This is a genomic window from Agrobacterium larrymoorei (genome assembly GCF_037722385.1).
Lineage (GTDB): Bacteria > Pseudomonadota > Alphaproteobacteria > Rhizobiales > Rhizobiaceae > Agrobacterium > Agrobacterium larrymoorei_C.
On the sequence record NZ_JBBKAQ010000008.1, the window covers coordinates 46,632 to 72,191 of the forward strand.

A 25,560-nucleotide genomic window follows, 5' to 3' on the forward strand; every position below is an offset into this window, starting at 1 on the left:
TATGTCATCAATCTCGCTCAGTCCTGCCGGGACCGTGTTTATCGGCAATCAGCGAAAACATGACATGGTCCCGCCATTCGCCGTTTATTTTCAAATATTCGCGCAAGAGGCCTTCCCGCTGAAAGCCGGCATTTTCGAGCAGCCGGATGCTTTTGAAGTTCTCTGGAATACAGGCTGCCTCAATACGGTGCAACTGAAGTCCATTGAAGATGTAGGGTATTACCAGTTTTAATGCGGCAGACATATGGCCGTGCCGCGCATGGGCTTCACCCATCCAATATCCAATCATGCAGCTTTGCGCAGCACCTCTGCGGATATAGCCGATGGTGATGCCGCCAATCAGTGTCCCATCCGCGAGGAAGAGCAGAAGCGATACGGCGGTGCCGGAGGAAAATTCCTGATTGTTGCGCGTGACGCGCACGCGAAACGAACTTTCGGTCAGTTCGTCGCTACGCCAAGTCGGCTCCCATGGCTGCAAAAAGCCGCGGCTTTCCGACCGCAGCTTGTGCCACTGCCGGTAATCGGAATAACGCGGCAGTCTCAGCAGATAGTTGGCGTTTCGAAGTTCCGGCGTATCGCTGTGGCGGGAGAGAAAACGCAGCATCTAGTCATCCAACACAATGCTGCGGATCAGTCTCTGCCGTCAGCCGTTTGCCGTTATCTTCATGGATGGCGCCGCAGAAAGCCCCGCCGTGATGTCAGACAGCGGCGCGAGGTTTTCCAAGGGGCCGATCGCTGACAAGGTGGGAACCTTATCGAAAAACAGACGCCCTGCAAGATCGGTCAGCCGTTCACGGGTAATGTCGCCAAGACGCGTCATCATCTCGTCATTCGGAATTGGGCGACCATAAAGCATCATTTGGCGGGCGATCTGGCCGGCGCGTGCCGCCGGGCTTTCCTGACCCATGAGCAACTGCGCGCGAATCTGGGCACGAGCGCGGTCGATTTCCTCCTGATGGATGACCTCGGAGGATTTGCGCAGTTCTTCGGTAATCACCGGAACCAATTCCGCCAGATCGCTGCTACCGGTTGCAGCGTGAATGCCGAAGATACCAGTATCGGAGAAGCCCCAATGGAAGGCATAAACCGAATAGCAGAGACCGCGATACTCGCGCACTTCCTGGAAGAGGCGAGACGACATGCCACCGCCGAGAATGTTTGCGAGGATCTGCGAGCAGTAGAAGTCGCGTGCGTGATAGGCCTTGCCCTCGAAGCCAAGCAAAATCTGCGCATCCATGAGATCGCGTGTCTCGCGGATTTCACCGCCGGTATAGATGGCTTTCTCGATGATTGGCGTCGCGTCCGGCTTCTGCGGGAGGCTCGAAAAGCGCTGCTCGACCTGCTTGACGAAGGTTTCGTGATCGACGGCACCAGCTGCGACGACGAAAATCCGGTCCGTCGTATAATTGCGACCGAGATAATGGCGGATTTGAGATGTGGTGAAGGACTGCACCGTCTCCGGTGTGCCAAGGATCGGACGGCCGATCGTCTGGTCGCGATAAGCGACGCCGGAAAAATTGTCGAAGACGACGTCATCGGGCGTGTCGGTGGCAGCACCGATTTCCTGCAGGATGACGTTCTTTTCGCGCTCCAGTTCCCCATCGTCGAAAGCAGACTCGGTCAGGATATCGGCCAGGATGTCGACCGCTAGCGGAACGTGATCCTTCAGCACGCGGGCATAATAGGATGTGGTCTCGGTGGATGTCGCGGCGTTGACTTCGCCGCCTACATTCTCGATTTCCTCGGCGATCTGCCGGGCGGTACGGCGCGCGGTGCCTTTGAACGCCATGTGCTCGAGCAGATGCGCGATGCCGTGCTCGTCATCCGTCTCGTTGCGCGAACCTGATTTTATCCACACACCGAGAGCAACGCTTTCGAGGTGAGGCATTCTTTCGGTGACGACTGTCAACCCGGACGACAGCCGGGTTACGTTCACATTCATTTCCACGTCTTTCCGCGTCGGTCAGTCCTTGGCGCGAGCATGCTTGCCGATGAAAGTCTCCACGGCGTCAAGCTCTGCTTCCAGGACGTCGAAACGCTCCTCCCGGTTCATAAGATCAGCAAGCCATACTGGTAGGGCAGGATCAATTGCGCAAGCGGATTTTACGGCTTCAGGGAATTTCGCCGGATGCGCAGTCGAAAGAACCACCATCGGACTATTTGTTTTTTCGTACTTTTTCGCCACGTAAACCGCTGTCGCCGTATGCGGGTCGAGCAGATAGCCAGTCTCGTTCAGCGTGTCGCGAATGGTTGCGGCGACCTGTTTCTCGGTCGCGCGTCCCGCGCGGAAGTCTCGCTTGATCACCTTCATCGCCGCTTCGGAAATCTGGAAGGCGCCGGACTGCTTCAGGCCATCCATGGAGCGCTTGATCTCGTTCGGATCGCGATCGTAGGCTTCGAACAACAGGCGCTCGAAGTTTGACGAAATCTGAATGTCCATCGACGGCGAAGTGGTAGCATGCACGCCACGCATCTCGTAACGACCAGTCTTCAGGGTGCGCGCCAGAATATCGTTGTCATTGGTGGCAATCACCAGCTTATCGATCGGCAGGCCCATCTGCTTGGCCACATAGCCGGCAAAAATATCGCCGAAGTTGCCGGTTGGCACGGTGAAGGAAACCTTGCGGTCCGGAGCACCAAGCGAAATCGCAGCAGTAAAGTAATAGACCACCTGCGCCATGATGCGCGCCCAGTTGATCGAGTTGACGCCGGATAGCTTGACGCTGTCACGGAATTTCGCGTCGTTGAACATGTCCTTGACGAGATTCTGGCAGTCGTCGAAGTTGCCGTTGATGGCAAGCGCGTGAACGTTCGAAGCAGTCGAGCTGGTCATCTGCCGCTGCTGAACCGGCGACACCTTGCCATGCGGGAACAGGATGAAGATGTCCGTCCGGTCGCGTCCTGCAAAGGCATCGATAGCCGCGCCGCCCGTATCGCCGGATGTGGCGCCGACGATCGTCGCGCGTTGCCCGCGTTCGGCGAGCGTGTAATCCATCAGGCGAGCAAGAAGCTGCATGGCGACGTCCTTGAACGCCAGCGTCGTGCCGTGGAAAAGCTCGAGGATGAAGCTATTGGGTCCAGTCTGAACCAGAGGGGCAACGGCCGGATGGCGGAAGGTCGCGTAGGCTTCGTCGATCATCGAGCGGAAAGCCTTCTCCGGGATTTCTCCGCCAGTGAAGCGATAGAGAACTTCGAACGCGATCTCTGGATAGGTCTTGCCTCGAAGTGCGCGAATTTCCTTCTTCTTCATCGTCGGCCATTCGCTTGGAACGTAGAGACCGCCATCGCGCGCCAGACCTGCCAGCAGCGCATCGGAAAAACCAAGCGATGGGGCGCTGCCCCTGGTCGAAACATATTTCACGGAAAATCGTCCTTCGTCGTCGTCACCAGTCAAGCCGCATGAACCGCTTCGCGAGGAAATTTCGCCCATTTTGCAAAAATGGCGCAAATCCGAACGCAACCATCGATTTTTTCCGGCGCCGCTGCTATAGACCATCGCCGACAGGCAAGGAAGGCCAATAAATAGCATCTCCGGCCTGTTGCGGAATTGTTTTAGAGGGTGGAAAAGAGTGATAGGGACTATTTTGCGTTTATCCGCCGCAGCATCGCTGCTTGCCGTGCTTGCGGGTTGCAATTCTTCCAATCCGTCAGATTCGCTGGCGGTCAATCCTCCGGCTGCGCAGGCAGCGACTGCCCCCGTCGTTCAGGCAAACTGCCCCACAATCACCGTGCTCGATACCAACGCCGTTCATCAGGTCTATGCTGGCACTAAGGGCGATCCAAGCAAGCTCGTGTATCAGGCATCCATTTCCGATACGACGCGCTCCTGCAGCATGAATGACTCCACCTTGACCGTGAACGTCTTCGCGCAGGGCCGCGTGGTTCCAGGTCCTCTCTCCAAGCCGGGTCGCGTCAATCTGCCGATCCGCGTGACGGTGAAGGACGGCGACGGTGAGATCTTCTCGCAGGTCAGCAGTCTCGGCGTAGATGTTCCAGCGGGTACAGCAGGCACTCAGTTTATCTTCAACAATCCGAATGTCGCCATTCCGAATGGTCCGGGCGGCGCGTCAAAGCAGACCAACGTCTTCATCTCGTTTGATGAAGGTGGCGCTAAGGCCACCGGCAAGAAGGGTGGTCGCAGGGGCTGATCAGACCCGACCACGAAAACAGATTTTGAAGCCGGATCATCGAATATGGTCCGGCTTTTTTATTGGATCAGATCGCCCACTCTGAGAGAGCCGCGATCGTTGCGGGCAGGTCCTGCATGCGGGAGATCACGGTTTCTGCTCCGGCGTCTGTCAACTTGTCCGCATGGCTTGGATAGCTGTGCGATGCGCCGGTGAAGCCGATGACACGCATGCCGGCAGCGCGCGCGCCGGTGATGCCGTGAACGGAATCTTCGATCACCACCACCCGGTCAGGTGAGACGCCAAACTGTTTGGCGCCGTGAAGGAAGATGTCGGGCTTCGGCTTGACGCGATCTGCGCCGAGATCCTTGGCGGAATAGACGTGGCCTTCGAAATAGGGCTTTAGGCCAACTTTCGTCAGCATCATGTCTAGCCGGGCGCTGGACGAGTTCGAGCAGATGCAGCGCTGCGTCGTTAGCCGCGACAGTGCACACTTCACACCGTCGATCACTTTGACATCGCGTGCCAGGCGCGCATCCAGAAGCTTTTCGGATTTGTCGAGCAGCGTGGCCGAGAGGGGAATGCTTGCTTCGCGCTCAACCTCGAGCAGGATGTTCTTCCAGGTCATGCCGGAGAATCGCTCACCCATTTCCTCCGTCGAGATCGGATAACCGGCCTCCGTCAACAGGCGAGACTCGACCTGAGCCGCGATGATTTCTGAATCGACCAGAACGCCGTCGCAGTCGAAAATGATAAGGTCGAAGCCGCTCATATGCGCTCCCTTGATGTCGATGAAGGAATGGGATGGGGTTGGCGGCTTTTAGACCAACTCAGCTACAAGCTCAACCGGCTGGAATGCAGGGGAGCTTTGCGGTTTATCGCAGCGCTCGACAATTGCAGCACCTCGCCCTATGTCAGGTCATGGTCAAGATCGCAAAAGCCAAGCCAGACGATACGATTGCTGCCAAGATCAGTCGCACGCTCGCCGAGCGGATCGTGCGCGGCGAGTTTGCGCCGGGTGAACGGCTGCGCCAGGATCATATTGCCGAAGAGTTCGGCGCCTCCCACGTCCCGGTACGGGAAGCCTTTCGCAGACTGGAAGCGCAAGGCTTAGCCGTCAGCATTCCGCGCCGCGGCGTTCGCGTCGCCGATTTCGGCTTGGCGGATGTGCGTGAAGTTGCGGAAATGCGTGCCGCGCTCGAGGTTCTGGCGCTGCGCAACGCCATCCCCAATCTGACCAAAGCCATTCTGGATGAGGCGGAAGCTGCGACACATGAAGGTGATGATGCTCAGGACGTTCGTCGATGGGAGGAAGCAAACCGGCGCTTTCACCGGCTGATCACCGCACCCTGCAATATGCCTCGACTGATGGAAGCGATCGACGGGCTGCATGCTGCCAGCGCCCGCTTTCTGTTCTCTGCTTGGCGGGCAGGCTGGGAGCGTCGCACCGACACCGACCACCGCGCCATCATAGACGCGCTTCGCGGCGAGCGGGCCGAAGAAGCCGTGCGGATTCTGCACGGCCACGTGCAATGGATCGGCAGGACGGCTGTCCGTACGCCGACCGGCTCCACGCGCGACGCTTTTGCCATTGTCGGTTAAGTCGCGGTTTTCAAAATCAATCGGTGATGTTGATCTCGGTGCGTTCGGATGCTGTCACCGTAGCGCTGAGTTCCTTCGGATCGCGATTGGCCTTCTTGTCATAGGTCACTTTCACCGCGTAGGTGCCGGGGTGAAGCGTTTCCTGGTGCGTTGTGCCATAACGACCGGAAATCTCCTTCTGCGTACCCTGCAGGTCCTTCGTGGTTTCGAGAATGTCGATCCGCTCCGCCTGAGGCGCTGAGACGACAAGAACGCCCGCATCCAGATCAATACTGAGATCGGTGCGTTGGCCTGCCGTGACGCTGAAAGGCTTTTCAACGGTGACCTTGCCAAGCCTTGCTCGCATGATGAAGTTTCCAGCCGGCATCTGCATGATTTTGCCGGGGCCGTAAGTGCCGGTGATCGTCGTGCGCGTATCGTCCAGTGTCTGCGTGTCGGCAAGCGCTTCGAAGCGAATGCTGTCGGTCTCGACTTGGCGACCACCTTCTTTGTAGACGGCATTGGTCACGACCACGCCGCTTGGAATGATCACATCGTGGCTCACCGTGTCACCAGCCTTGACGGTGATCGTTTCCTCGGCCACTGCCGGGCCGATGCGGCCCTCGAGCTTCAACTCACCGGCTGGCACGAAGAGTTCTTTCGGTCCATAGACGCTATCACTGAACCCGTCCTGCGTGACCGTGACCCGCGCAAGCGGCTCGGCTTCCTTGCTCTCTGGGCTGCGCTTGGGAGCTAGCGTCAGTTGGGCGGCTTCGAAGTCGACCGCGAGCTCGGTCACGGCGCCGTCCTTGACCTCAAAAGCGACCTCGCGGGTGATATTGCCGAGCGCCGCAACAGCAACATATTTGCCCGGCGCAATTTTCTCCTCGAAGGTTGCATCGTAAGCGCCGCCGACATTGTCGTCGCTGCGGCCGCCCATGCTGTCTGCCTTGTAGAAATCCCAGCGGACCTTGTCGCTGTCGCCAAGCGAGGGGCCTCCCTTGACCATGAAGGCGTCGGTGCGCACATTGACCCGTGGCTTTGGAGCCTGCGGAGCAGGCTGCTGCGAGAAGGCGGCGCTGGCATAGAGCGTCGCGGCGATCATCAAGGCTATGCGCATTTTCAACTTAACCCCTGCACCCTTCACTGGCACCATAATACCGCCAGCGTGGAAAATTCCTAAATCAAAACGTTAAAAATAATATCCGGTTCCATTAGCTCTTTCTGCAACGTGCAGATGCGTTTTCGTCTTGAGGAAAAGCATAGTAAGTTCACTCTACGTTCTACAAGAAGGAGTGTGCCATGGACAGTCTCAATGAGGTGATCGTTCGCGCAAAGGCGGCCTGTTATTTGGGGCGGCGGATCAAAGACGGACGCGAGCAGGCAGGGCTCCCACGACCTCACATGGTCTGAGGGAGATTGGGACTATCGTGATAGCTACTTTGGCGGCACGAACTTCATCGGGCCGGAGGTTCTCTGGCTCCAGAAAACTCCCTGTTGGGCGATGAATTATTACGGTTTCATCTCTCGTCCGGATCTGATCGATGGTGAACGCGCAGGCTCCATGATCAAGAGTGCCTGTCCACGATGTATCGGACAGGTCGATTCCTTGGCGGATTCCAATGGGCGGGTGAATTCGGGACATACATCGACCGGAGCGAGGGTGATGCCCGCCACTTCCACGGTCGCGAGGTGATCATGGTTGGTGGCGACGAAGCCTATGCACTTCACTATTCCGGCGGTCTCATCATTCCATAGCGGCAATCGGTTTCGCTCCCAATCTCGTTTCTGGACCTCGATAATCTATTTTCTCGCATTTTTATGCACTTAACGCCGAACTTTCTTTCTCTTGTTCAGCCTTTGATAACCATCTTCGGTAACCATAAGGCCAGTTCAGTTGAGTAAGCGTATGGAGCGAGTACCCATGGCATCAGTGTTTCCACTGGCCGATTTTCGGCGCGCCGGTTTTGATCTTGCAGGCGAGAGCGATGCCTGGAAGGACAGCATCATAAAGGGTGACTGCGTCGCCGCTCTCGAAGCGCTGCCCAGCCAGTCCGTCGATGCGATTTTCGCAGATCCGCCCTATAACCTCCAGCTTGGTGGTACACTGCATCGTCCGGATCAGTCGCTTGTTGACGCAGTAGATGACGAGTGGGACCAGTTCGCCTCTTTCGAAGCCTATGACGCCTTCACCCGCGCCTGGTTGCTCGCCTGCCGTCGTGTGCTCAAACCCAATGGCACCATCTGGGTCATCGGCTCCTACCACAACATTTTCCGCGTCGGCGCCATTCTGCAGGACATGAATTTCTGGATCTTGAACGATATCGTCTGGCGCAAGACCAACCCGATGCCGAACTTCAAGGGTCGCCGTTTCCAGAACGCTCATGAGACGATGATCTGGGCCAGCCGCGACGCAAAGGCGAAAAGCTACACCTTCAATTACGAAGCGCTGAAAGCGTCGAATGACGACGTGCAGATGCGCTCCGACTGGCTGTTTCCAATCTGCAGCGGCTCGGAGCGGCTGAAGGGTGACGACGGCAAGAAGATCCATCCGACACAAAAGCCGGAAGCCCTGTTGGCCCGTGTCATCATGGCCTCGACCAAGCCCGGCGATGTCGTGCTCGATCCATTCTTCGGCTCAGGCACCACAGGTGCGGTGGCAAAGCGTCTCGGCCGCCACTTCGTCGGTATCGAGCGCGAGCAGGATTACATCGATGCGGCATCCGCGCGCATCGCTGCGGTCGAGCCGCTTGGCAAGGCCGAACTGACGGTGATGACCGGTAAGAAGGCCGAGCCGCGTGTCGCTTTCAACGTTCTTCTGGAAAGCGGGCTTGTTCGTCCCGGGCAGGTACTGACGGATGCCAAGCGCCGGTATACCGCAATCATCCGTGCCGACGGCACCGTTTCATCCGGCGGCGACGCAGGGTCCATCCATCGTCTTGGCGCCAAGGTGCAGGGTCTCGACGCCTGCAACGGTTGGACCTTCTGGCACTATCAGGATGGCGATGATCTCAAGCCGATCGATGATCTGAGAAGCGTTATCCGCATGGAATTGGCAAAAGCCGGCTAATCTGCGATCCACCGCTTCACGTTGCTTTCGCCACATGCTTCATCCGGTTTAGTACCTTCAGTCCCGGATGAAGCACAAGCAAGGCCCGGCGTTCATTGGACGCCGGGCCTTGGTTTATCTTGTTTGGGACAACGAGTTTTCCCGAAACATTTCAATTGCATGGCAAGCTTGGAGCAAGTAAGCCACCTTAATCAATCTCGCCTAGGGACGAGAGCGAACCGCTAGCGCATCGCAAAGATACGCAAAGCCAAGAAGACGGATGCTTCCCTGTTTGACGATTCTTCAGATCTGGCCGCTTGCGGCTGGACTGGCGCAGGACGGGGACCGCCATTCCTGCCTGCGCCAGGAATTCTCAAAGCCCTTCCCACATACCTTCGGCCTCACTCACCCTTACGGATCGTGTAATCACGAGGGATGCCCTGCGTGACCGTAAACCAGTTTGAGTTCTTCATCCGGCTTTGATGTGCATCGAAGGCTTCCTGATCGGTGAAGACCTCCGAGACCAGATAGCGTCCGGGAATATCATCGCTCAGAACGACGTCGAAGGCGAGGTATCCTGGCTCGGCCCGCGTCAGTTTGACGTTGCGGTAAAGCATCGGCCACTGCGTCACGACGATCTTCCGGCACATCCAGATGACCGTTCAGATAAATCTTCCCGTCTGCCATGGGTCAGGCCTTGATGCCGTACTGCGCCAGATCGGCCTTCAGCTTCTGCGCGCCGGTGAAGTGCACCGCTTGCCAGCCAGCTTCTTTTGCACCTTCCACATTCGCAATCGAATCGTCGATGAAGATGCTGGTCTCAGGATCGAGCCCAAAGGTCTCGGCATGCAGCTTGTAGATCGCGACGTCCGGCTTGATCAGGCCGACATCACCGGACACGGTCACACCGCGCGAAAGCGTAAGGAACGGGTACATCTTCTGCGCCTCGCGGAACGTGTCGGAGGCAAAGTTCGTCAGCATCGTCACATCATGGCCGCTGTCGATCAGGCTTTTGAGGATGACAACGGAATCGTCATAGGAGTGGGAGACCATCTCATGCCAGTGCTTGCGGAAAGCCCGGATGTGCTCTTCCCGGTCGGCGTGGTTTTCCAGCAGCAGGGCTTCGGCATCCGCCCATGTGCGTCCGCGATCCTGTTCGAGGTTCCAGTCATGGGTGCAGACATTCTCGAAGAACCAGGCGCGTTCGGCGTCGTCGGGTATCAGGCGGCTGTAGGGAATATGCGGATCGTAATGAATGAGGACTTTGCCGATATCGAAAACAATATGATTGATCTTGCTCATGAAACTTTCCTGCTTCTCGAAGACTGCTGCGATTTTCCGGCCGTTGCCGCAAATGCCAATGGAATAGCCTGTGAGATCGCCTTTTTCATTACCGTTGGTAGTGCCTGGGCATCAAGATTTGTGACCGGCTCCCACCATCCGTCATCGGCCTTTACTCCACGAGCGACTTTTGCCCGGTAGATCGACAGCCTGAGTTCGAAATGGGTGAAAACATGGGTGATGGTGCCTGCTATCTCCCAATCGGCTTCAAAAGGCGCGTGCGTTTTCTCTGTGCCACCGTCGAGCCTCGCGGTCCAAGCCGTTGTCGGAACCTCTGTCATGCCGCCGAGAAGCCCGCTTTCGATGCGCCGCCGCAGAAGAACTTCACCCTCGTCGTTGACGGCGATGAACGCCGCGCCCACGCGCACGGGCTTGTCCTTCTTCTTGGCTTTGACCGGAAACCGTTCCGGCTGGTCTTGAGAAAGTGCCAGGCAGTGCTCTTTAAACGGACAGAGCGCACAGGCGGGGCGCTTCGGGGTGCAGATCGTAGCACCGAGATCCATCATCGCCTGGGCAAAATCGCCCGGTCGGTCGCTCGGCGTAATCTCGGCGACACGGGCTTTCATCAAAGGCTTTGATCCGGGCAGGGGCGAATCGATCAGGAACAGGCGCGAGATCACGCGCTCCACATTGCCATCCATCACCGCCGCTTGTCTGTTGAAGGCAATGGCCGCAACGGCGGCGGCCGTGTAGTCTCCGATGCCCGGAAGCGCTTTCAGACCCGCTTCCGTATCGGGGAATACACCATCGTGCTGTTGGGCAACCGCTTCGGCGCACTTCTTCAAGTTCCGCGCCCGGGCGTAATAGCCAAGCCCGGCCCAGGCGGCCATAACGTCCTCAGTCGGCGCCGCCGCAAGATCGTCGACCGTCGGCCACGCGGTCAGGAACTTGGTGAAGTAAGGCTTTACCGCCTGCACCGTCGTCTGCTGCAGCATCACTTCGGAGAGCCAGACATGGTAGGGATTGGCTCGCAGACCTTTGGCCGTCATGGGAGGGGAGGTTCGCCAGGGCAGATCGCGGTGATGGCGATCATACCACGCCAGCAGTAGCTCAGCGTAAGCCGGCCCTTCGATTTTATGAAGCATATGTATGGTCTGTCCGATTTAGTGATGGCGTTTCCAATCGAGGTGGAAACATCCTATACTTGGTTGATACGCTTCGCCCGATCAAGCCACGAGTTCAGAGTTGTGACCATGCGACAGCCCCGTAAAGGTGTCCTTCAGATTGCCGAAGTTGCAAACGGCATCATCGATCCCGTTTTAGCAAAGAGAGCCGGAATCAGCACCGCGTTGCTCGGCTCCTGGGACGAAATTGCCGGCGAGGATTTTGCCGACTGCACCCGCCCTGAAAAGATCACCTGGCAACGCCGCGATGAGGGGCCGGATCGCGGCGGTTATCAGCCTGGCGTGTTGACCATTGCTTGCGAAGGCGCTCGCGCGCTTTTTCTCACCCACGCGCAAGGCGAGTTGATCGCCCGCATCAATGGTTTCTTCGGCTTTCCTGCAGTTCGGCAAATCCGTATCGTGCAAAAGCCGGTATCGACCGCATCCACCCGCAGACGCAAGCCACAGCCCTTGCGAGGGGAGGCGGCAAAGCGGCTGGACGACATGATGCAGGGGATAGAAAGTGAGGCCCTGCGCAAGGCGGTGGAGAGGCTTGGGACGGCCGTTATGCAAAAGCGCGCCAAAGGTCGGACACTCTGAAGCGGGCAACGTTCGAGAACAGTCCTTGACTGGTCACAATTCTTTGACAAGAACAGAAGAACTCGCCGCTTGTTGGAAACGATGTGTGGCTATATCGGAATCGTAGACATTCGCGTCTTTCACAAACAGGTGCTTCCATGCATTTCTCCGAACTGAACCTCACCCGCCGCGCTCTCCTCGGCACGGTTGCCGTGGCCTCCGTCGTTGCCGCATTCCCGATGCTTGCCGGCAACGCCTTTGCGCAGGATATTCCGGAATCCTCCGGCGACGTCGATATGGCTGCGGTGCTGAAGCCCGGCGCCCTGCCGGATCGTGCTTTGGGCGATCCGAACGCGCCGGTGAAGATCGTTGAATATATGTCGATGACGTGCCCGCACTGCGCGCATTTCCACAACACCGTTTTTGAAGAGATCAAGAAGAAGTATATCGACACCGGCAAGGTCTACTTCGTTATCCGCGAATTCCCATTCGATCCACGCGCTGCCGCAGCCTTCATGCTGGCACGTTGCGCACCTGAGCAACAGTATTTCCCCTTCATCTCCATGCTGTTCAAGCAGCAGCAGAGCTGGGCGACTGCGCAGGATGCCCGCGCGGCACTGCTGCAAATGTCGAAAATGGCCGGTTTTTCACAGGAGAGCTTCGAGGCCTGCTTGACGAACCAGCAACTTCTGAATGATGTGAACGCGACGATGCAGCGCGGTGCTACGGAATTCGGCGTCAATTCCACGCCGACCTTCATCATCAACGGCAAGAAGTATTCTGGAGACATGTCGGTTGAAACCATGTCGGCCCTTATCGACAAACTTCTTTAATCGACGCTACCGCATTTCGACGGGCGCCGGATATCTCCGTGCGCCCGTTTTTGTGTCTTGCCGGCAGGCCGAGGCAGCGGCATGAAGTTCAACAAGCTGCGCCTGCTCGGTTTCAAATCCTTTGTCGAGCCTTCGGAATTTATCATCGAGCCGGGCCTGACGGGTGTTGTCGGCCCGAATGGCTGCGGCAAGTCCAATCTGGTCGAAGCGCTTCGCTGGGTGATGGGCGAGAACTCCTACAAGAACATGCGCGCCTCCGGCATGGATGACGTGATCTTCTCCGGCTCCGGCAATCGTCCCGCGCGCAACACTGCCGAAGTCGGCCTTTATCTCGATAATTCTGACCGTACGGCGCCGGCCGCCTTCAACGACTCAGACGAGATCCAGGTGACGCGCCGCATAGAGCGTGAAAATGGCTCGGTCTATCGGATCAACGGCAAGGAAGCCCGCGCCAAGGATGTGCAGCTTCTGTTTGCCGATGCCTCTACCGGTGCCCGCTCCCCTTCCATGGTGGGACAGGGACGGATTGGTGAGTTGATCAATGCCAAGCCGCAAGCGCGCCGGCAGTTGCTGGAAGAAGCGGCAGGCATTTCCGGCCTGCACTCGCGCCGTCACGAGGCGGAACTTCGCCTGCGAGCGGCCGAAACAAACCTGGAGCGGCTTGAGGATGTCACCGCACAGCTTGAAAGCCAGATCGAAAGCCTGAAGCGCCAGGCTCGTCAGGCCAACCGCTTCAAGATGCTCTCTGCCGATATCCGCGCACGCGAAGCCACACTTCTGCACATCCGCTGGGTGGATGCGTCCGATGCGGAACGAGAAGCGGATAACGCGCTGAACATCGCCACCAATCTGGTGGCGGAAAAGGCGCAGCGGCAGATGGAGGCGGCAAAAGAGCAGGGCGTTGCAAGCTTCAAGTTGCCCGAACTGCGCGAGAACGAGGCGAAGGTCGCCGCCGGACTGCAGCGGTTACAGATTGCCCGCACCCAGCTGGATGATGAGGCAAACCGTCTGCTTCGCCGCCGCGACGAACTGGCACGCCGCCTCTCGCAACTCGGCGAGGATATTCAGCGCGAAGAGCGGCTCGTTTCTGATAATGCCGACATTCTCTCTCACCTTGATGCAGAAGAGGCCGAGCTTCTCGATATCCTTGCCGACTCGGGGCGCTACGCCGAGGAAACGCGCGAAGCCTTCGAGGAAGCCACTGCCAAGCTTGCGGAAAGCGAACGGCTCTTTGCCGCGCTGACGGCCGAGCGCGCCGAGGCTTCGGCTACTCGCGCTCAGCTCGAACGCTCCATTCGTGACCTTGCCGACCGTAAGATGCGTCTGGAACGACAGTCTTCAGAGGCGGCCTCCGAGATCGAAACGATTGACGAAAAGTTGTCCCAATTGCCCGATCCCGTCGAAAAGCGTGAAAGCGTAGAGGCGGCGGAGATGGCGGCGGAAGATGCACTGATCGCCGTCGAGGATGCCGAGACGACGGTTGCCGAGGCCCGCTCCGCCGAGTCCTTGGCGCGGGGTCCCGTCGACATGGCCCGCAGCCGTCTCAACGCGCTGGAGACTGAGGCCCGCACTATTTCGAAAATGCTGGCAGCAGGCGCCACATCCGGCTCCTTTACGCCGGTGGCTGATGAGCTGAAAGTGGATCGCGGCTTTGAGGCCGCGCTGGGTGCAGCGCTTGGCGACGATCTGGAAAGCCCGCTGGATCGGGCCGCCCCTGCATATTGGACAGCGAACGGCGAAGGCGCGGAGGATCCTGCGCTGCCGCAGGGCCTCCACTCGCTGCTATCGTACGTCGCGGGTCCGGACGTATTGGAGCGTCGTCTTCGCCAGATCGGCATCGTGGACAACGTCGAGGAGGGCGCGCGATTGATGCCGATCCTCAAGCCTGGCCAGCGTCTGGTGACGAAAGAGGGCGCGCTGTTTCGCTGGGACGGTCACGTGGCGAGCGCCGACGCGCCTGGAAGTGCAGCCCTTCGGCTGGCACAAAAAAACCGCCTGTCTGAAATCGAAAGCGAAATCGAGGAGGCTCGTTTCGCGCTCGAAGAGGCGCAAGAACGGTTGTCGATCAGCCAGGAAGAGATCCGTCTGGCGGAAGCCGGTCTGAATGAGGCACGCGAGCGTAGCCGACTTGCCGCCCGGCAATTGACGGAAGCGCGTGATGCGCTTTCCATGGCCGAGCGTGCCTCGGGCGATCTGCTGCGCCGTCGGGACGTTGTCTCCGAGGCGCTGAACCAGATCGGCGCTCAGATTGAGGAGATCGCGGTTCAGGAAGAGAATGCGCGGATCGAACTCGAAGACAGCGCGGACCTCTCCAGCCTCGATGAACGCTTGCGCGACAGTCAGCTTGAGGTCGCGACCGATCGCAGCCTTCTGGCAGAAGCACGCGCGCGCCACGAGGGGTTGAGCCGTGAGGCGGATCAGCGCCAGCGCCGCATCAACGCGATATCTCAAGAGCGGGCCACCTGGGCCGCCCGCGCTGCAAGTGCAGCAGATCACATCGCCACCTTGCGGGAGCGTGAGGAAGAAGCGCGCGACGAACTGGCAGAGCTTGATATCGCGCCGGAAGAATTCGATGAGAAGCGCCGTAATCTCCTGACCGAATTGCAGAAGATGGAAGAGGCGCGCCGCGCCGCCGCAGACCGTCTGGTTGAAGCCGAAAACCTCCAACGGGATGCCGATCGCGCGGCGGCGACGGCGCTATCCGAACTGGCGGAAGCGCGCGAAAAGCGCGGACGCGCGGAAGAGCGGCTGGTGTCCGCCCGTGAGAAGCGACAGGAAAGCGAGCATCGCATTCGCGAGTCCTTGAATGTCGAGCCGCATATGGCCTTGCGTCTCACCGGACTGCCATCAGGCGCGCCGTTACCGGAAGTGCGTGATGTAGAGCGCGATCTTGACCGGTTGAAGATCGAGCGCGAACGTCTGGGCGCCGTCAATCTGCGCGCTGATGAGGAGCAGGCGGAACTATCCGGCAAGCTCGCCGCCCTCATCAAGGAGCGCGACGACATTATCGATGCTGTCAGAAAGCTTCGTGCCGGTATCCAAAACCTGAACCGCGAGGGCCGTGAGCGTCTGGTCGCAGCTTTCGACGTGGTCAACACGCAGTTCCAGCGGCTCTTCACCCATCTCTTCGGCGGTGGCACGGCGGAACTGCAACTGATCGAATCGGATGATCCGCTAGAGGCCGGGCTGGAAATTCTGGCCCGCCCGCCGGGCAAGAAGCCGCAGACCATGACGCTGCTTTCCGGTGGTGAGCAGGCTCTAACCGCAATGGCGCTGATCTTTGCCGTCTTCCTTACCAACCCGGCACCCATCTGCGTGCTGGACGAGGTGGACGCGCCGCTCGACGACCACAATGTCGAGCGTTATTGCAACCTGATGGACGAGATGGTGGCCTCCACCGAAACTCGTTTCGTCATCATCACCCACAACCCGATTACTATGGCCCGAATGGATCGCCTCTTCGGCGTGACTATGGCGGAGCAGGGCGTTTCGCAACTCGTATCTGTCGATCTGCAAATGGCCGAGAAGCTGGCTGAAGCCGTCTGAAAAGGTCCGACGTCTGTTTGCCTTAGATTTTGACCGCTCTCTCACCCAAAATCCGTGGCTAAGCGCCGCAATTATGCTGCACTGCACCGTCATCTTGCGTGCTCTGGCGTTCCCAACAGTGTGACAATGCTATAATGGGTTGAAAAACAAGAACGCTTCTGGGTGGAGAGCGTATAATGAAGAAATGGGTTTACACCTTCGGCAATGGTGCTGCCGAAGGTCGAGCTGGTGACGTTGCGATATTGGGAGGCAAGGGTGCGCATCTTGCCGAAATGGCGAGCCTCGGCCTGCCCGTGCCGCCCGGCTTTACCATTATCAGTGAGGTCTGCGGGCGCTACCACCAGGGCGGGCGCCAACTGCCCAATGACTTAAAGCTTCAGGTCTCCAGTGGGATCGCTGGCATGGAAGCAATGACCGGCCGCAAATTTGGAGCTGGACCACGCCCTCTCTTGCTCTCCATCCGTTCCGGCGCACGTGCCTCCATGCCCGGCATGATGGATACCGTTATCAACCTCGGCCTAAATGACGAAACCGTTCAGGCGCTTTGCGAAGATTCGGGCGATGCCCGTTTCGCCTGGGATAGCTATCGCCGTTTCATCCAGATGTATGCCGACGTCGTCATGGGTCTTGATCATGAGGTCTTCGAGGAAATCCTGGAGGACGAAAAGGGCCGCCTCGGCCACGAATATGATACGGAGCTTTCCGCCGACGAATGGCAGCATGTGGTGTCGCGCTACAAGCAACTGGTCGAAGACGAGCTGGACGAACCCTTTCCGCAGGACACCGAAGTCCAGCTCTGGGGTGCGATCGGAGCCGTCTTCTCCAGCTGGATGAACACGCGCGCCGTTACCTACCGGCATCTTCATAACATTCCCGGCGACTGGGGAACGGCCGTTAACGTCCAGGCCATGGTCTTCGGCAATCTCGGCTCCACGTCTGCTACCGGCGTTGCCTTCACCCGTAACCCTTCAACTGGCGAGACAGAGCTGTACGGCGAGTTTCTGGTCAATGCGCAGGGCGAGGATGTCGTCGCGGGCATCCGCACGCCGCAATCGATCACCGAGGCAGCACGCATCGCGTCCGGTTCCGACAAGCCCTCGATGGAAAAGCTGATGCCAGAGGCGTTTCAGGAATTCCTCGCGATCTGCAACCGGTTGGAAACCCATTACCGCGATATGCAGGATATGGAGTTCACCATCGAGCGCGGGCAACTCTGGATGCTCCAGACTCGTTGTGGCAAGCGCACGACGCGCGCAGCCATGAAGATTGCCGTCGATATGGTCGAGGAAGGCCTGATCACCGCAGAGGAAGCGGTCTGCCGGATCGATCCGTCATCGCTCGATCAGTTGCTGCATCCCACTATCGATTCCTCGATTGAAAGACCCGTCATCGGTTCTGGCCTGCCGGCATCACCTGGGGCCGCATCCGGGGAAATCGTCTTCAGCGCCGAGGAGGCAGTCGCTGCCAAGGCGGAAGGCCGTAGTGTCATTCTGGTGCGCATGGAAACGAGCCCGGAGGATATTCATGGCATGCATGCCGCCGAAGGCATTCTGACCACCCGCGGCGGCATGACGAGCCATGCGGCAGTCGTTGCCCGCGGTATGGGCATCCCTTGCGTGACCGGTGCCGGTTCCATGCGTGTGGATTTGCGCAATGGCGTGCTGATCGGCATCGGCTGCATGCTGCGCAAGGGTGACGTCATCACCATAGACGGATCGTCCGGCCGCGTGCTCAGAGGCGAAGTGCCAATGACGCAGCCGGAGCTCTCCGGCGATTTCGGCAAGCTGATGGAATGGGCTGATGGCGCGCGTCGCATGACGGTTCGCACCAATGCCGATACGCCAGCCGATGCACGTGCGGCCCGTGCTTTTGGTGCCGAAGGGATTGGCCTTTGCCGCACCGAGCATATGTTCTTCGAGGGCGAGCGTATTCATGTGATGCGCGAAATGATACTTGCCGAGGATGAGGCGGGCCGACGCTCGGCACTCGACCAGTTGCTTCCCATGCAGCGCGAAGATTTTACCGAACTCTTCTCCATCATGCATGGCATGTCGGTGACGATCCGTCTGCTCGATCCGCCGCTGCATGAGTTTCTGCCAAAGACCGATGGTGAGATCGTCGAGGTGGCGGCTGCCATGGGCATGTCGCAGACGCTATTCCGCCAGAGGCTCGATGCGCTGCATGAGTTCAACCCGATGCTCGGTCATCGCGGTTGCCGTCTTGCAATCTCCTATCCGGAAATTGCCGAGATGCAGGCCCGCGCCATCTTCGAAGCGGCAGTGGAAGCTGCGCGCCGCACCGGGGCGCCGGTCGTGCCGGAAATCATGGTACCGCTTGTCGGCCTTCGCTCCGAACTCGATTACGTTCGTGGCGTCATCGACCGTGTTGCCGCCGACGTTGCGGCTGAAAGCGGCATGACGCTGGAATATCTGACAGGTACGATGATCGAGCTGCCGCGCGCCGCGCTTCGTGCCCATGTCATTGCCGAGGCTGCTGAATTCTTCTCCTTCGGCACCAACGACTTGACCCAGACGACCTTTGGCATTTCGCGCGACGATGCAGCCCGCTTCATCAATACCTACCAGCGCAAAGGCATTATCGAGCGCGATCCCTTCGTCTCGCTGGACTTTGACGGGGTAGGGGAGTTGATCCGCATTGCGGCGGAGCGCGGCAGACAGACCCGCTCCGAGCTGAAGCTCGGCATCTGCGGCGAGCATGGCGGCGATCCGACCTCCATCGATTTTTGCGAGAATGTGGGGCTGGACTACGTATCCTGCTCTCCGTTCCGCGTGCCGATCGCAAGGCTGGCGGCTGCGCAGGCGACGCTGTCTCAAGCGCAGAAGCAGCTCAATACCGCGTCGAAAAAGGTAGTCGCATTGTAATGGCGGGATCTAGCGGTTTTCGACGATAACGCGCCGTTCAACCACGACGGGGGACCAGAACATGTCGCGGTTGACTTGTGCCTGCCAAGCGCGGTTGTCTGCGCGGCGGTCAAGATCCAGATCGAGTAGGCATCGCGCCATCTGGTCGGTGTTAGGGCGGAAGCCATAGCCGCGGCAGGTCGCTTCGTCGCGCGCACGGCGCTCTTCCGGTGTCAGCGTCTGACAGGCGGTCAACGCCAGCATCGCGGCAAGTGAGCCGAGAACGATGGAAACACGCATAGTCGTCACTCCTCTGGAAGCCCTAGACAATGGCTCGCCGTCTTGTCTTGTCCTGATACGCCGATTTGATGATGTGGAAAAGACCCGCTCTCGGGAAAGGTTGCGCCAGGCGATGCAGCAAAATCGGCACGGCGATTCCATTTCCTCGGAAAACGCTTTATGAAAACCCGGTATCGGTGATTCAGGCAGACAAATCTCTCTGAAGCGCTTTCTGGCAATGCATGTGTTCGGGTGCTGCTTCATGACAGTGCGTTTCGTTAGACCCGTTTCTCATGCGGCTTATCTCTCCCGCTATCTCGGCTTTGCCGCACTTCTGCTGTTTCTGATCGCAGCCCCCTTGCACCGATTTGGGCCGCTGACGACGCCGGATTTCATTGCGCTTACCCTGATCTCCGCCTGCATTGCCGCGGTCTCTCTTCTGCTTGCGCTCATCGGTCTCCAACGTCTCTGGTCCGTCGGCGCCAAGGGAGGTATGTGGTCGCTCCTTGCGTTACTACTTTCTGCCGTGCCGCTTGGTGTGGTCGCCTATGGCAGCTTTCTCTATTGGCAAAACCCGAACATCTATGATGTGACGACCGACACGGTCGATGTTCCGAACTGGCTTTCGATCCCCTCCGCCAACCAGCAATGGCTGTGGCGCTCGGCAGCAGTTTCGAAAGCCGAACGCGACGCGCAACTGGAAGCCTATCCCGGCTTCCTCGGCCACCGCTACGAAGGTGCGATCGACAGGGTCTATACTGCCGCGCGCAAGGTGGCGAAGGCTCAACACATCCGCATCCTGCACACCGACGGCCTGATCGGCGCGCTCCCGGATGTGCAGCCAGGTGCCCCGAAGCAGGATGTGCAGGAAGGCGCTGCTGACACCCCTGTCGAAGACCTGCCCGCTGTTGTGCCAGTGCCGCTCGCTCGACCGGCGGAAGCACCGGCTCCGACCTTCTTCAATGGCAGCGGCACGGTGTTGATGCAGGGAGATATGCGTACTCTTATTCTGGGTGCACGTTTTGATGTGTTGATTCGCCTGCGCGAGGACACGGAGACGACGTTGGTGGACGTGCGCGTCGCCTCTCGCTTCGGTCCGCATGATCTTGGTATGGGCAAGAAGATAGCCGACAGCTATCTCGACGCGCTGGATGCTGAAATGCAGGGTCTCAACGACAACTAAAGTATGTCGCGCTTCATAAAAAACGCTCTCGCTCTTCTGGGCTCGGCGCCCGGCACGTCTGCCGCCGGCCGGCGATCTTCATGCGGTTTCGGGCGACCACACGGTAGACGGCATCGCGAATGAAGCGCGGTACAAGGCGCATGAAGGTTGCGGTCATTCCCATCGTGCCGCCAAGCAGCTCTACCACGCGCAGCACGCTCTCCGAATAGATGTGAGCGACGCCGCTTTCGATAAGCAGACTGGTCTCGTAGTCATCCGTGCGGAAACCGTAATGACGCATCAGCGCGGTGCCGAGAGGCGATTGCGCCGGCGTAAATCGAAACAGTCCCTTCTTGTCATGGCGTAGAACGAAATCGACATCGCGTGAGCAGAAACCGCACTCGCCATCGAAGATGATCAAAGGCCTGTCATCCGGGAAGTCCGGAACGGAGGGGTCGTCACGATAGCTATAGGCAGCGCTCATACAGTCCCCTCTCTCGGTAGATAAATCCCGCTCAGCGACGGCGGGCCATTTGTCTCAATCAGACCTTTTTCAATCAGATCTTCGATATGGGCGAGAACGGAAAGGGCTGCTGCGCCATGCAGACGTGGATCAGTGCTGCGATAGATCACCTTGACCATCTCGGCAATCGTCCGGTCGCCCGCCTTGATCCTGGCCAGGACAGCCTTTTCGCGCATGCGGCGATGTGTACGGAGCCCGCGCATGAACGCGGCCGGATCGGTGACGGGGCCGCCGTGGCCGGGCAGGAAGAGCTTGTCATCCCGTTCCAGCAATCTGTCTAGCGAGGCCATATAGTCGCTCATGGAACCATCCGGAGGCGCGACGATGGTCGTTGCCCAGGCCATGACATGGTCGGCGGAAAAGACGATGCCGTCACGATCAAGCGCGAAAGCTGCATGATTGGCCGTGTGACCCGGCGTATGAAGTGCCGTCAGCGCCCAGCCGTCGCCCGCCACAGTCTCATTGTCGCCTAGCGCCAGATCCGGCGCGAAATCGCTATCGGCGCTTTCCGCGAAAGGATTGCGCTCGCCTTGATGCAGCGGCCGTGCTGCACGATGCGGTCCTTCCGCCACGGTTATTGCGCCAGTGGCTGCCTTGAGCCGTTTCGCCAGCGGCGAGTGATCACGGTGCGTATGGCTGACGAAAATATGCGTCACCTCGCGGCCTTCCAGCGCACACATTAGGGCCTGAAAATGATCCTCATCCTCGGGGCCCGGGTCGATGATTGCAACCGAACGATCGCCGACGATATAGCTGTTGGTGCCGTGGAAGGTGAAGGCCGAGGGATTGTTGACAGTCAACCGCTGGACATTTCCCCCAACGCGCACCGGCGTGCCGTAAGCCGGTTGAAATTCAAGATCGAATGCGGGGTCTGCCATGGTGCAAAAGCTCTTCACAATGCCTGGAAGCGAAACGCGACACTTTAAGTCGCGACGCGCCTCGCGCGGTAGTCCAGCGCATCGGATCACCACAAAACCGCTCGCGGCCTTGGCGTATCACGCTGATGCTCCACGACCTAACACGAAGAGCGCACAGCACCCACAAGAAATCTGGACCAGCCCAAACTTAATGATTGCCGCTGCCGCGATGCTTTGCTAATCAGGCGCCGTTCAGGCAGTGGCATTTCGCCCACCTGCTTCGTTGGGGCGTCGCCAAGCGGTAAGGCACCGGTTTTTGGTACCGGCATTCCCAGGTTCGAATCCTGGCGCCCCAGCCACTTTTTTAGTTCATTTTTGACGATGGACCATGGAGCGCGTTAAGGCGCTGACCGGGTGTTAAGACTTGCTCACCTTTTGGTCCCCTTGGAGCCAATCTCCGTTGTTCAGGGTAAAAGAAAAGCCGCGCCCATGAGGTACGCGGCTTTTGAAAAGCGATGCGTCGCTTCGATCAGAGCGCCATGTCCGGCGTCTTCTTAACCGGTGCGTCGGCGGGAACCGATGTGCTCAGCGCGCTCACATCGATGCGTGGCGGTGTGGGCAGCTGCAGGTGTTCGGCGGTGTAGTCCCATTCCTGCTGGACTTTTTCCGGATCCACATTCAGCTTCGTGCCGTAGCTTGGAACGATCTCACGGAGTTTCGCGTGCCATTCCGGCGTGGCCACCTTGTCCTTGAACACCTTTTCCAGCACGCCAAGCATGATCGGCGCAGCCGTAGAGGCGCCAGGCGAAGCGCCGAGCAGGCCTGCAATGCTGCCATCCTTGGCGGCAACTACTTCCGTGCCGAGCTTCAAAACGCCGCCCTTTTCCGGATCGCGCTTGATGATCTGCACGCGCTGGCCCGCCTGCCACAGGCGCCACTCATCCGCCTTGGCCTTGGGGAAGTATTCGCGCAGGGCCGCGATGCGATCTTCATCGGACAGCATCAACTGACCTGCCAGATACTCGACGAGTGGATATTCCTCGACGCCAACCTGCATCATCGGCCAGATGTTGCTCATGGTCGTCGAGGTCAGAAGGTCGAAATAGGAGCCTTCCTTCAGGAACTTGGTGGAGAAGGTTGCAAACGGTCCGAAGAGAACGATGCGCTTGCCGCCGATGACGCGGGTGTCGAGGTGTGGGACGGACATAGGCGGGGAGCCGACCGATGCCTTGCCGTAAGCTTTGGCCAGATGCAGCATGCTGACATCCGGGTTCTCGTTCACCAGGAACGAGCCGCCGACGGGGAATCCGCCGTAATCTTCCGCTTCCGGAATACCGGACATTTGCAGCAGATGAAGCGCGCCGCCACCTGCACCGATGAAGACGAATTTCGCATCGATCGTATGTTCGGAACCGCTCGTCGAATTGGTGTAGCTGACACGCCAGGAACCATCGGAATTGCGCTCGATGGCATCGACTTCGCTGGAAACCTGGAGATCAAAGTTCGACGTGCTCTTGAGGTGCGAGACAAATTGGCGGGTGATCTCGCCAAACTCCATATCGGTGCCGAGCGGCGACCATGTCGCGCCGATCTTCTGGGATGGATCGCGTCCCTCCATCATCAGCGGTACCCACTTCTTGATCTGCTCAGGATCGGTGGAATATTGCATGCCGGCAAAAAGCGGGCTCGCCTTCAGCGCCTCAAATCGCTTTTCGAGATAGGCGACATTCTCGTCGCCCCAGACGAAGCTCATATGCGGCGTGTGGTTGATGAAGGAGCGCGGGTTCTTCAGAACGCCATTGCGCACCTGCCACGCCCAGAACTGGCGCGAGATCTGGAAGGACTCGTTGATGTCGATCGCCTTGGAAATATCGATGCCGCCATTGGCGGTTTCAGGCGTGTAGTTCAGTTCCGCCAGCGCCGAGTGACCGGTACCGGCGTTGTTCCAGCCATTCGAGCTTTCCAGAGCCACCGCATCCAGACGCTCAAGCATCTGGATCGACCAGTTCGGCTCGAGTTCGCGTAGCCAAATGCCGAGCGTCGCACTCATGATGCCGCCGCCGATCAAAAGCACGTCCACCTTCTTATCAGCCGATTGAGCAAGTGCAGGCACGCTCGGGAGAGCGGCAGCTGCAAGACCTGCAAGCGCCGTACCGAGAACCTGGCGGCGGTTCATGGCGAAAGTGTCGTGGAAAATTTCGTTAGGCAGTATCTTGCCGTTGTTGTCTTTGATCACGTCGCTGCCCTAATCAATTGCGCATTATCAGATTTTGTGCGCCGCAATAGACTATCGATTGCCATGTCACAACAGGGCCAGGGCGAGGCTGAAATCGACTATTTTGATGTCAAGTTTCGTCGCAAAGTCGGGGGGAGACAAGATGCGACACACTAAAGATCAGAAAATTTCAACGTACCTACAATAGCTTAGAGCAATATCGTCCTCTATGATTGAACCGTGCCGTATGAGCTATGTCTAAATTCAATCGCTTCGCATGCTCGGTATGCATTTTTGCATGACTGGCATGCGGGGTGTATCAATTGGCGATTTTCTGCTGTTCGCCATAAACAAAACCCGCCTGACGAAGCCAGGCGGGCACTAAATCGCAGAAAAGGCATTCAGCCTTTATTCGCTGGCGAGGAATTCCGCGCAGTAGCTCGGGCCGTTAACGCCAGGACGATCGGAAACGGTGCGGATCGAGCTGATCTTGTAGTTCGAGTCGACGTTCAACTGAACGGTGCAGGAGAGCGATGCGCTGCGGGCCGGAGAAATCTGGCGCCCACGCTTGCCGTCTTTCTCCTCATACTTTGCCGGGATCTTCGCCTTCTTGTAGCCGCCGCGCCATGTGTAGGTCGTGCTGCTGCCATTGGAAACATCGCTCAGCGGCGGACCGAACTTGGCAAAAAAGATGCCAGCGGACTGGCCGACCCAGCGGGTCTCGACAGGGCTCTTTGTGGCGATGGAGGGTGTGGTGGTGCAAGCGGAAAGGGCGATGGAGAGGCCCGCGAGCAGTGCGATGCGAAAACGCATGGTGAAAGGTCCTTTGTGCCTGTCCGGCATCGTCGCCGGGAGATGCGTTCCCCTAACAGATTTACAGGAAGTGGGCAGGGGCTAGTGAAGCTCCGCTCAAAATTTCTTGCCACAATTGCTTTTTTGTAACGATTTACGCGGTCCTAACGCCTTCATTTTTATCTCCCCCGCCTGTCACAAAAATTTCGTAACCGCCGCTTGTCGGAAACTGGATGCTGGTCTATAGAAACGCCGCTGGTCACGGAGTGTAGCGCAGTCTGGTAGCGCACGTCGTTCGGGACGACGGGGTCGGAGGTTCGAATCCTCTCACTCCGACCAGCTTGAAGCTTGTCCGGACCGAAGACATAGGTAACAGTTTGTACCTAAGACATAGGTGACAATCTCGTGCCGAACGGATTGTCGATGGTTTGCAGCGTTCTCTGTTCCAGGTCGATATATCCTAGATCATAATGCATGAAGCTGACGAGCCAAATGCCGTCTTCCACCTCCTTTAGTCCCAGTTTCTGTCCGGCCAGCACGGTCGAGATGTTGATTTTCTTGCGATAGAGGCAGGCGCGTCCGCAATTGGTGACGATGATGTCGCGATCATGGAAAGGATAATCGATCTCCGGCAGGCCAAGGTAGGGTTGCAAAGAGGCGGTATAGAGATCGGCAGGCACTTTCATGCCGATCGCCTCATGTGGCCTTTCAC

The 25,560-nt window shown here is 58.5% G+C and carries 21 protein-coding genes, 2 tRNA genes and 2 pseudogenes; 11 read left to right on the forward strand and 14 right to left on the reverse strand.

The window, feature by feature from the left end; translation table 11 throughout:
• Positions 1–7: 7 nt before the first annotated feature.
• From WKI41_RS11945 to thrC, 3 genes are read right to left on the reverse strand one after another with little or no spacing between them, the layout of a single operon-like run.
• A complete protein-coding gene (locus WKI41_RS11945) occupies positions 8–604 on the reverse strand; it encodes a GNAT family N-acetyltransferase (protein WP_340193733.1) in 597 nt (198 codons plus the stop codon).
• Between the two features lie 39 nt (positions 605–643).
• Complete coding sequence (locus tag WKI41_RS11950) at positions 644–1,942, reverse strand: M16 family metallopeptidase (RefSeq protein ID WP_340193734.1); 1,299 nt, start codon at positions 1,940–1,942, stop codon at positions 644–646.
• 21 nt (positions 1,943–1,963) lie between these two features.
• A complete protein-coding gene (thrC, locus tag WKI41_RS11955) occupies positions 1,964–3,361 on the reverse strand; it encodes a threonine synthase (RefSeq protein WP_340193735.1) in 1,398 nt (465 codons plus the stop codon).
• Between the two features lie 208 nt (positions 3,362–3,569).
• On the opposite strand from thrC, the gene WKI41_RS11960 reads away from it, so the two are divergent.
• Positions 3,570–4,148: a PilZ domain-containing protein gene (locus tag WKI41_RS11960; protein WP_340193736.1), complete on the forward strand. Its 579-nt coding sequence runs from the start codon at positions 3,570–3,572 to the stop codon at positions 4,146–4,148.
• 67 nt (positions 4,149–4,215) lie between these two features.
• On the opposite strand, the gene WKI41_RS11965 is transcribed toward WKI41_RS11960, so the two are convergent.
• Entirely contained in the window at positions 4,216–4,899 is a 684-nt protein-coding gene (locus WKI41_RS11965; RefSeq protein ID WP_340193737.1) for an HAD-IA family hydrolase, read from the reverse strand.
• A 149-nt stretch (positions 4,900–5,048) separates the two neighbouring features.
• Between WKI41_RS11965 and WKI41_RS11970 the strand changes: the two genes are divergently transcribed.
• A complete protein-coding gene (locus WKI41_RS11970) occupies positions 5,049–5,729 on the forward strand; it encodes a GntR family transcriptional regulator (protein ID WP_340193738.1) in 681 nt (226 codons plus the stop codon).
• A gap of 16 nt (positions 5,730–5,745) precedes the next feature.
• Here WKI41_RS11970 and WKI41_RS11975 read toward each other — a convergent pair whose 3' ends face one another.
• Positions 5,746–6,828 carry a hypothetical protein gene (locus tag WKI41_RS11975; RefSeq protein WP_340193754.1) on the reverse strand — a complete coding sequence of 361 codons (1,083 nt, stop codon included), beginning with the start codon at positions 6,826–6,828 and terminating at the stop codon, positions 5,746–5,748.
• Positions 6,829–7,010: 182 nt separating this feature from the next.
• Between WKI41_RS11975 and WKI41_RS11980 the strand changes: the two are divergent.
• Both WKI41_RS11980 and WKI41_RS11985 read left to right on the forward strand, forming a co-directional pair.
• Positions 7,011–7,466: pseudogene (locus WKI41_RS11980) on the forward strand (DUF5680 domain-containing protein).
• Positions 7,467–7,632: 166 nt separating this feature from the next.
• On the forward strand, positions 7,633–8,778 hold the full coding sequence (locus WKI41_RS11985; protein WP_340193739.1) for a site-specific DNA-methyltransferase: 1,146 nt from the start codon (positions 7,633–7,635) through the stop codon (positions 8,776–8,778).
• A 380-nt stretch (positions 8,779–9,158) separates the two neighbouring features.
• Here the strand turns inward: WKI41_RS11985 and WKI41_RS11990 are convergent, their stop codons facing one another.
• From WKI41_RS11990 to mutY, 3 genes are read right to left on the reverse strand one after another with little or no spacing between them, the layout of a single operon-like run.
• The gene (locus WKI41_RS11990) at positions 9,159–9,407 is read right to left on the reverse strand and encodes an antibiotic biosynthesis monooxygenase family protein (protein ID WP_340193740.1); all 249 of its coding nucleotides are present in this window, start codon (positions 9,405–9,407) and stop codon (positions 9,159–9,161) included.
• A gap of 40 nt (positions 9,408–9,447) precedes the next feature.
• On the reverse strand, positions 9,448–10,059 hold the full coding sequence (locus WKI41_RS11995) for an HAD-IA family hydrolase (RefSeq protein WP_340193741.1): 612 nt from the start codon (positions 10,057–10,059) through the stop codon (positions 9,448–9,450).
• A complete protein-coding gene (gene mutY / locus WKI41_RS12000) occupies positions 10,056–11,183 on the reverse strand; it encodes an A/G-specific adenine glycosylase (protein WP_340193742.1) in 1,128 nt (375 codons plus the stop codon). Before mutY ends, WKI41_RS11995 begins: the two co-directional genes overlap by 4 nt.
• 108 nt (positions 11,184–11,291) lie before the next feature.
• Here mutY and WKI41_RS12005 point away from each other — a divergent pair, with 108 nt between their 5' ends.
• The 4 genes from WKI41_RS12005 to ppdK all read left to right on the forward strand — a co-directional run bounded on the left by WKI41_RS12005 (position 11,292) and on the right by ppdK (position 19,041).
• Entirely contained in the window at positions 11,292–11,801 is a 510-nt protein-coding gene (locus WKI41_RS12005; protein WP_340193743.1) for a DUF721 domain-containing protein, read from the forward strand.
• 137 nt (positions 11,802–11,938) lie between these two features.
• Positions 11,939–12,613, forward strand: coding sequence for a DsbA family protein (locus WKI41_RS12010; protein WP_340193744.1), 675 nt, complete (start codon positions 11,939–11,941; stop codon positions 12,611–12,613).
• An 81-nt stretch (positions 12,614–12,694) separates the two neighbouring features.
• Positions 12,695–16,159, forward strand: a complete 3,465-nt coding sequence (gene smc, locus WKI41_RS12015; RefSeq protein WP_340193745.1) for a chromosome segregation protein SMC — start codon at positions 12,695–12,697, stop codon at positions 16,157–16,159.
• Between the two features lie 176 nt (positions 16,160–16,335).
• Positions 16,336–19,041: a pyruvate, phosphate dikinase gene (ppdK, locus tag WKI41_RS12020; protein WP_340193746.1), complete on the forward strand. Its 2,706-nt coding sequence runs from the start codon at positions 16,336–16,338 to the stop codon at positions 19,039–19,041.
• A gap of 9 nt (positions 19,042–19,050) precedes the next feature.
• On the opposite strand, the gene WKI41_RS12025 is transcribed toward ppdK, so the two are convergent.
• Positions 19,051–19,320, reverse strand: a complete 270-nt coding sequence (locus tag WKI41_RS12025) for a hypothetical protein (protein WP_062425861.1) — start codon at positions 19,318–19,320, stop codon at positions 19,051–19,053.
• A gap of 241 nt (positions 19,321–19,561) precedes the next feature.
• On the opposite strand from WKI41_RS12025, the gene WKI41_RS12030 reads away from it, so the two are divergent.
• Positions 19,562–20,482: a DUF1499 domain-containing protein gene (locus tag WKI41_RS12030; protein ID WP_340193747.1), complete on the forward strand. Its 921-nt coding sequence runs from the start codon at positions 19,562–19,564 to the stop codon at positions 20,480–20,482.
• Positions 20,483–20,495: 13 nt separating this feature from the next.
• Here WKI41_RS12030 and WKI41_RS12035 read toward each other — a convergent pair whose 3' ends face one another.
• Both WKI41_RS12035 and WKI41_RS12040 read right to left on the reverse strand, forming a co-directional pair.
• Positions 20,496–20,945 carry a thiol-disulfide oxidoreductase DCC family protein gene (locus WKI41_RS12035; RefSeq protein WP_340193748.1) on the reverse strand — a complete coding sequence of 150 codons (450 nt, stop codon included), beginning with the start codon at positions 20,943–20,945 and terminating at the stop codon, positions 20,496–20,498.
• A complete protein-coding gene (locus tag WKI41_RS12040) occupies positions 20,942–21,862 on the reverse strand; it encodes an MBL fold metallo-hydrolase (protein ID WP_340193749.1) in 921 nt (306 codons plus the stop codon). The genes WKI41_RS12035 and WKI41_RS12040 overlap by 4 nt, the downstream gene beginning before the upstream one ends.
• Positions 21,863–22,125: 263 nt before the next feature.
• Between WKI41_RS12040 and WKI41_RS12045 the strand changes: the two genes are divergently transcribed.
• Positions 22,126–22,200, forward strand: a tRNA-Gln gene (locus tag WKI41_RS12045).
• 170 nt (positions 22,201–22,370) lie between these two features.
• On the opposite strand, the gene mqo is transcribed toward WKI41_RS12045, so the two are convergent.
• Positions 22,371–24,017 carry a malate dehydrogenase (quinone) gene (mqo, locus tag WKI41_RS12050; protein ID WP_340193755.1) on the reverse strand — a complete coding sequence of 549 codons (1,647 nt, stop codon included), beginning with the start codon at positions 24,015–24,017 and terminating at the stop codon, positions 22,371–22,373.
• A gap of 447 nt (positions 24,018–24,464) precedes the next feature.
• On the reverse strand, positions 24,465–24,869 hold the full coding sequence (locus WKI41_RS12055; protein WP_340193750.1) for a hypothetical protein: 405 nt from the start codon (positions 24,867–24,869) through the stop codon (positions 24,465–24,467).
• Positions 24,870–25,110: 241 nt separating this feature from the next.
• Between WKI41_RS12055 and WKI41_RS12060 the strand changes: the two genes are divergently transcribed.
• Positions 25,111–25,187, forward strand: a tRNA-Pro gene (locus WKI41_RS12060).
• A 44-nt stretch (positions 25,188–25,231) separates the two neighbouring features.
• Here the strand turns inward: WKI41_RS12060 and WKI41_RS12065 are convergent.
• Positions 25,232–25,560, reverse strand: a pseudogene (locus WKI41_RS12065) (IS481 family transposase); the annotation flags it as partial.

Bases quoted from the DNA above. Each gene is read 5' to 3' on its own strand.
- WKI41_RS11970 (WP_340193738.1), top strand. From the start codon at position 5,049: ATGGTCAAGATCGCAAAAGCCAAGCCAGACGATACGATTGCTGCCAAG.
- ppdK (WP_340193746.1), top strand. From the start codon at position 16,336: ATGAAGAAATGGGTTTACACCTTCGGCAATGGTGCTGCCGAAGGTCGA.
- WKI41_RS12035 (WP_340193748.1), bottom strand. From the start codon at position 20,945: ATGAGCGCTGCCTATAGCTATCGTGACGACCCCTCCGTTCCGGACTTC.
- WKI41_RS11975 (WP_340193754.1), bottom strand. From the start codon at position 6,828: ATGCGCATAGCCTTGATGATCGCCGCGACGCTCTATGCCAGCGCCGCC.
- WKI41_RS11990 (WP_340193740.1), bottom strand. From the start codon at position 9,407: ATGTGCCGGAAGATCGTCGTGACGCAGTGGCCGATGCTTTACCGCAAC.
- WKI41_RS12005 (WP_340193743.1), top strand. From the start codon at position 11,292: ATGCGACAGCCCCGTAAAGGTGTCCTTCAGATTGCCGAAGTTGCAAAC.
- WKI41_RS12030 (WP_340193747.1), top strand. From the start codon at position 19,562: ATGACAGTGCGTTTCGTTAGACCCGTTTCTCATGCGGCTTATCTCTCC.
- WKI41_RS11965 (WP_340193737.1), bottom strand. From the start codon at position 4,899: ATGAGCGGCTTCGACCTTATCATTTTCGACTGCGACGGCGTTCTGGTC.
- WKI41_RS12010 (WP_340193744.1), top strand. From the start codon at position 11,939: ATGCATTTCTCCGAACTGAACCTCACCCGCCGCGCTCTCCTCGGCACG.
- WKI41_RS11985 (WP_340193739.1), top strand. From the start codon at position 7,633: ATGGCATCAGTGTTTCCACTGGCCGATTTTCGGCGCGCCGGTTTTGAT.
- mutY (WP_340193742.1), bottom strand. From the start codon at position 11,183: ATGCTTCATAAAATCGAAGGGCCGGCTTACGCTGAGCTACTGCTGGCG.
- WKI41_RS11945 (WP_340193733.1), bottom strand. From the start codon at position 604: ATGCTGCGTTTTCTCTCCCGCCACAGCGATACGCCGGAACTTCGAAAC.
- WKI41_RS11950 (WP_340193734.1), bottom strand. From the start codon at position 1,942: ATGAATGTGAACGTAACCCGGCTGTCGTCCGGGTTGACAGTCGTCACC.
- WKI41_RS11995 (WP_340193741.1), bottom strand. From the start codon at position 10,059: ATGAGCAAGATCAATCATATTGTTTTCGATATCGGCAAAGTCCTCATT.
- WKI41_RS12025 (WP_062425861.1), bottom strand. From the start codon at position 19,320: ATGCGTGTTTCCATCGTTCTCGGCTCACTTGCCGCGATGCTGGCGTTG.
- WKI41_RS12055 (WP_340193750.1), bottom strand. From the start codon at position 24,869: ATGCGTTTTCGCATCGCACTGCTCGCGGGCCTCTCCATCGCCCTTTCC.
- mqo (WP_340193755.1), bottom strand. From the start codon at position 24,017: ATGAACCGCCGCCAGGTTCTCGGTACGGCGCTTGCAGGTCTTGCAGCT.
- smc (WP_340193745.1), top strand. From the start codon at position 12,695: ATGAAGTTCAACAAGCTGCGCCTGCTCGGTTTCAAATCCTTTGTCGAG.
- WKI41_RS12040 (WP_340193749.1), bottom strand. From the start codon at position 21,862: ATGGCAGACCCCGCATTCGATCTTGAATTTCAACCGGCTTACGGCACG.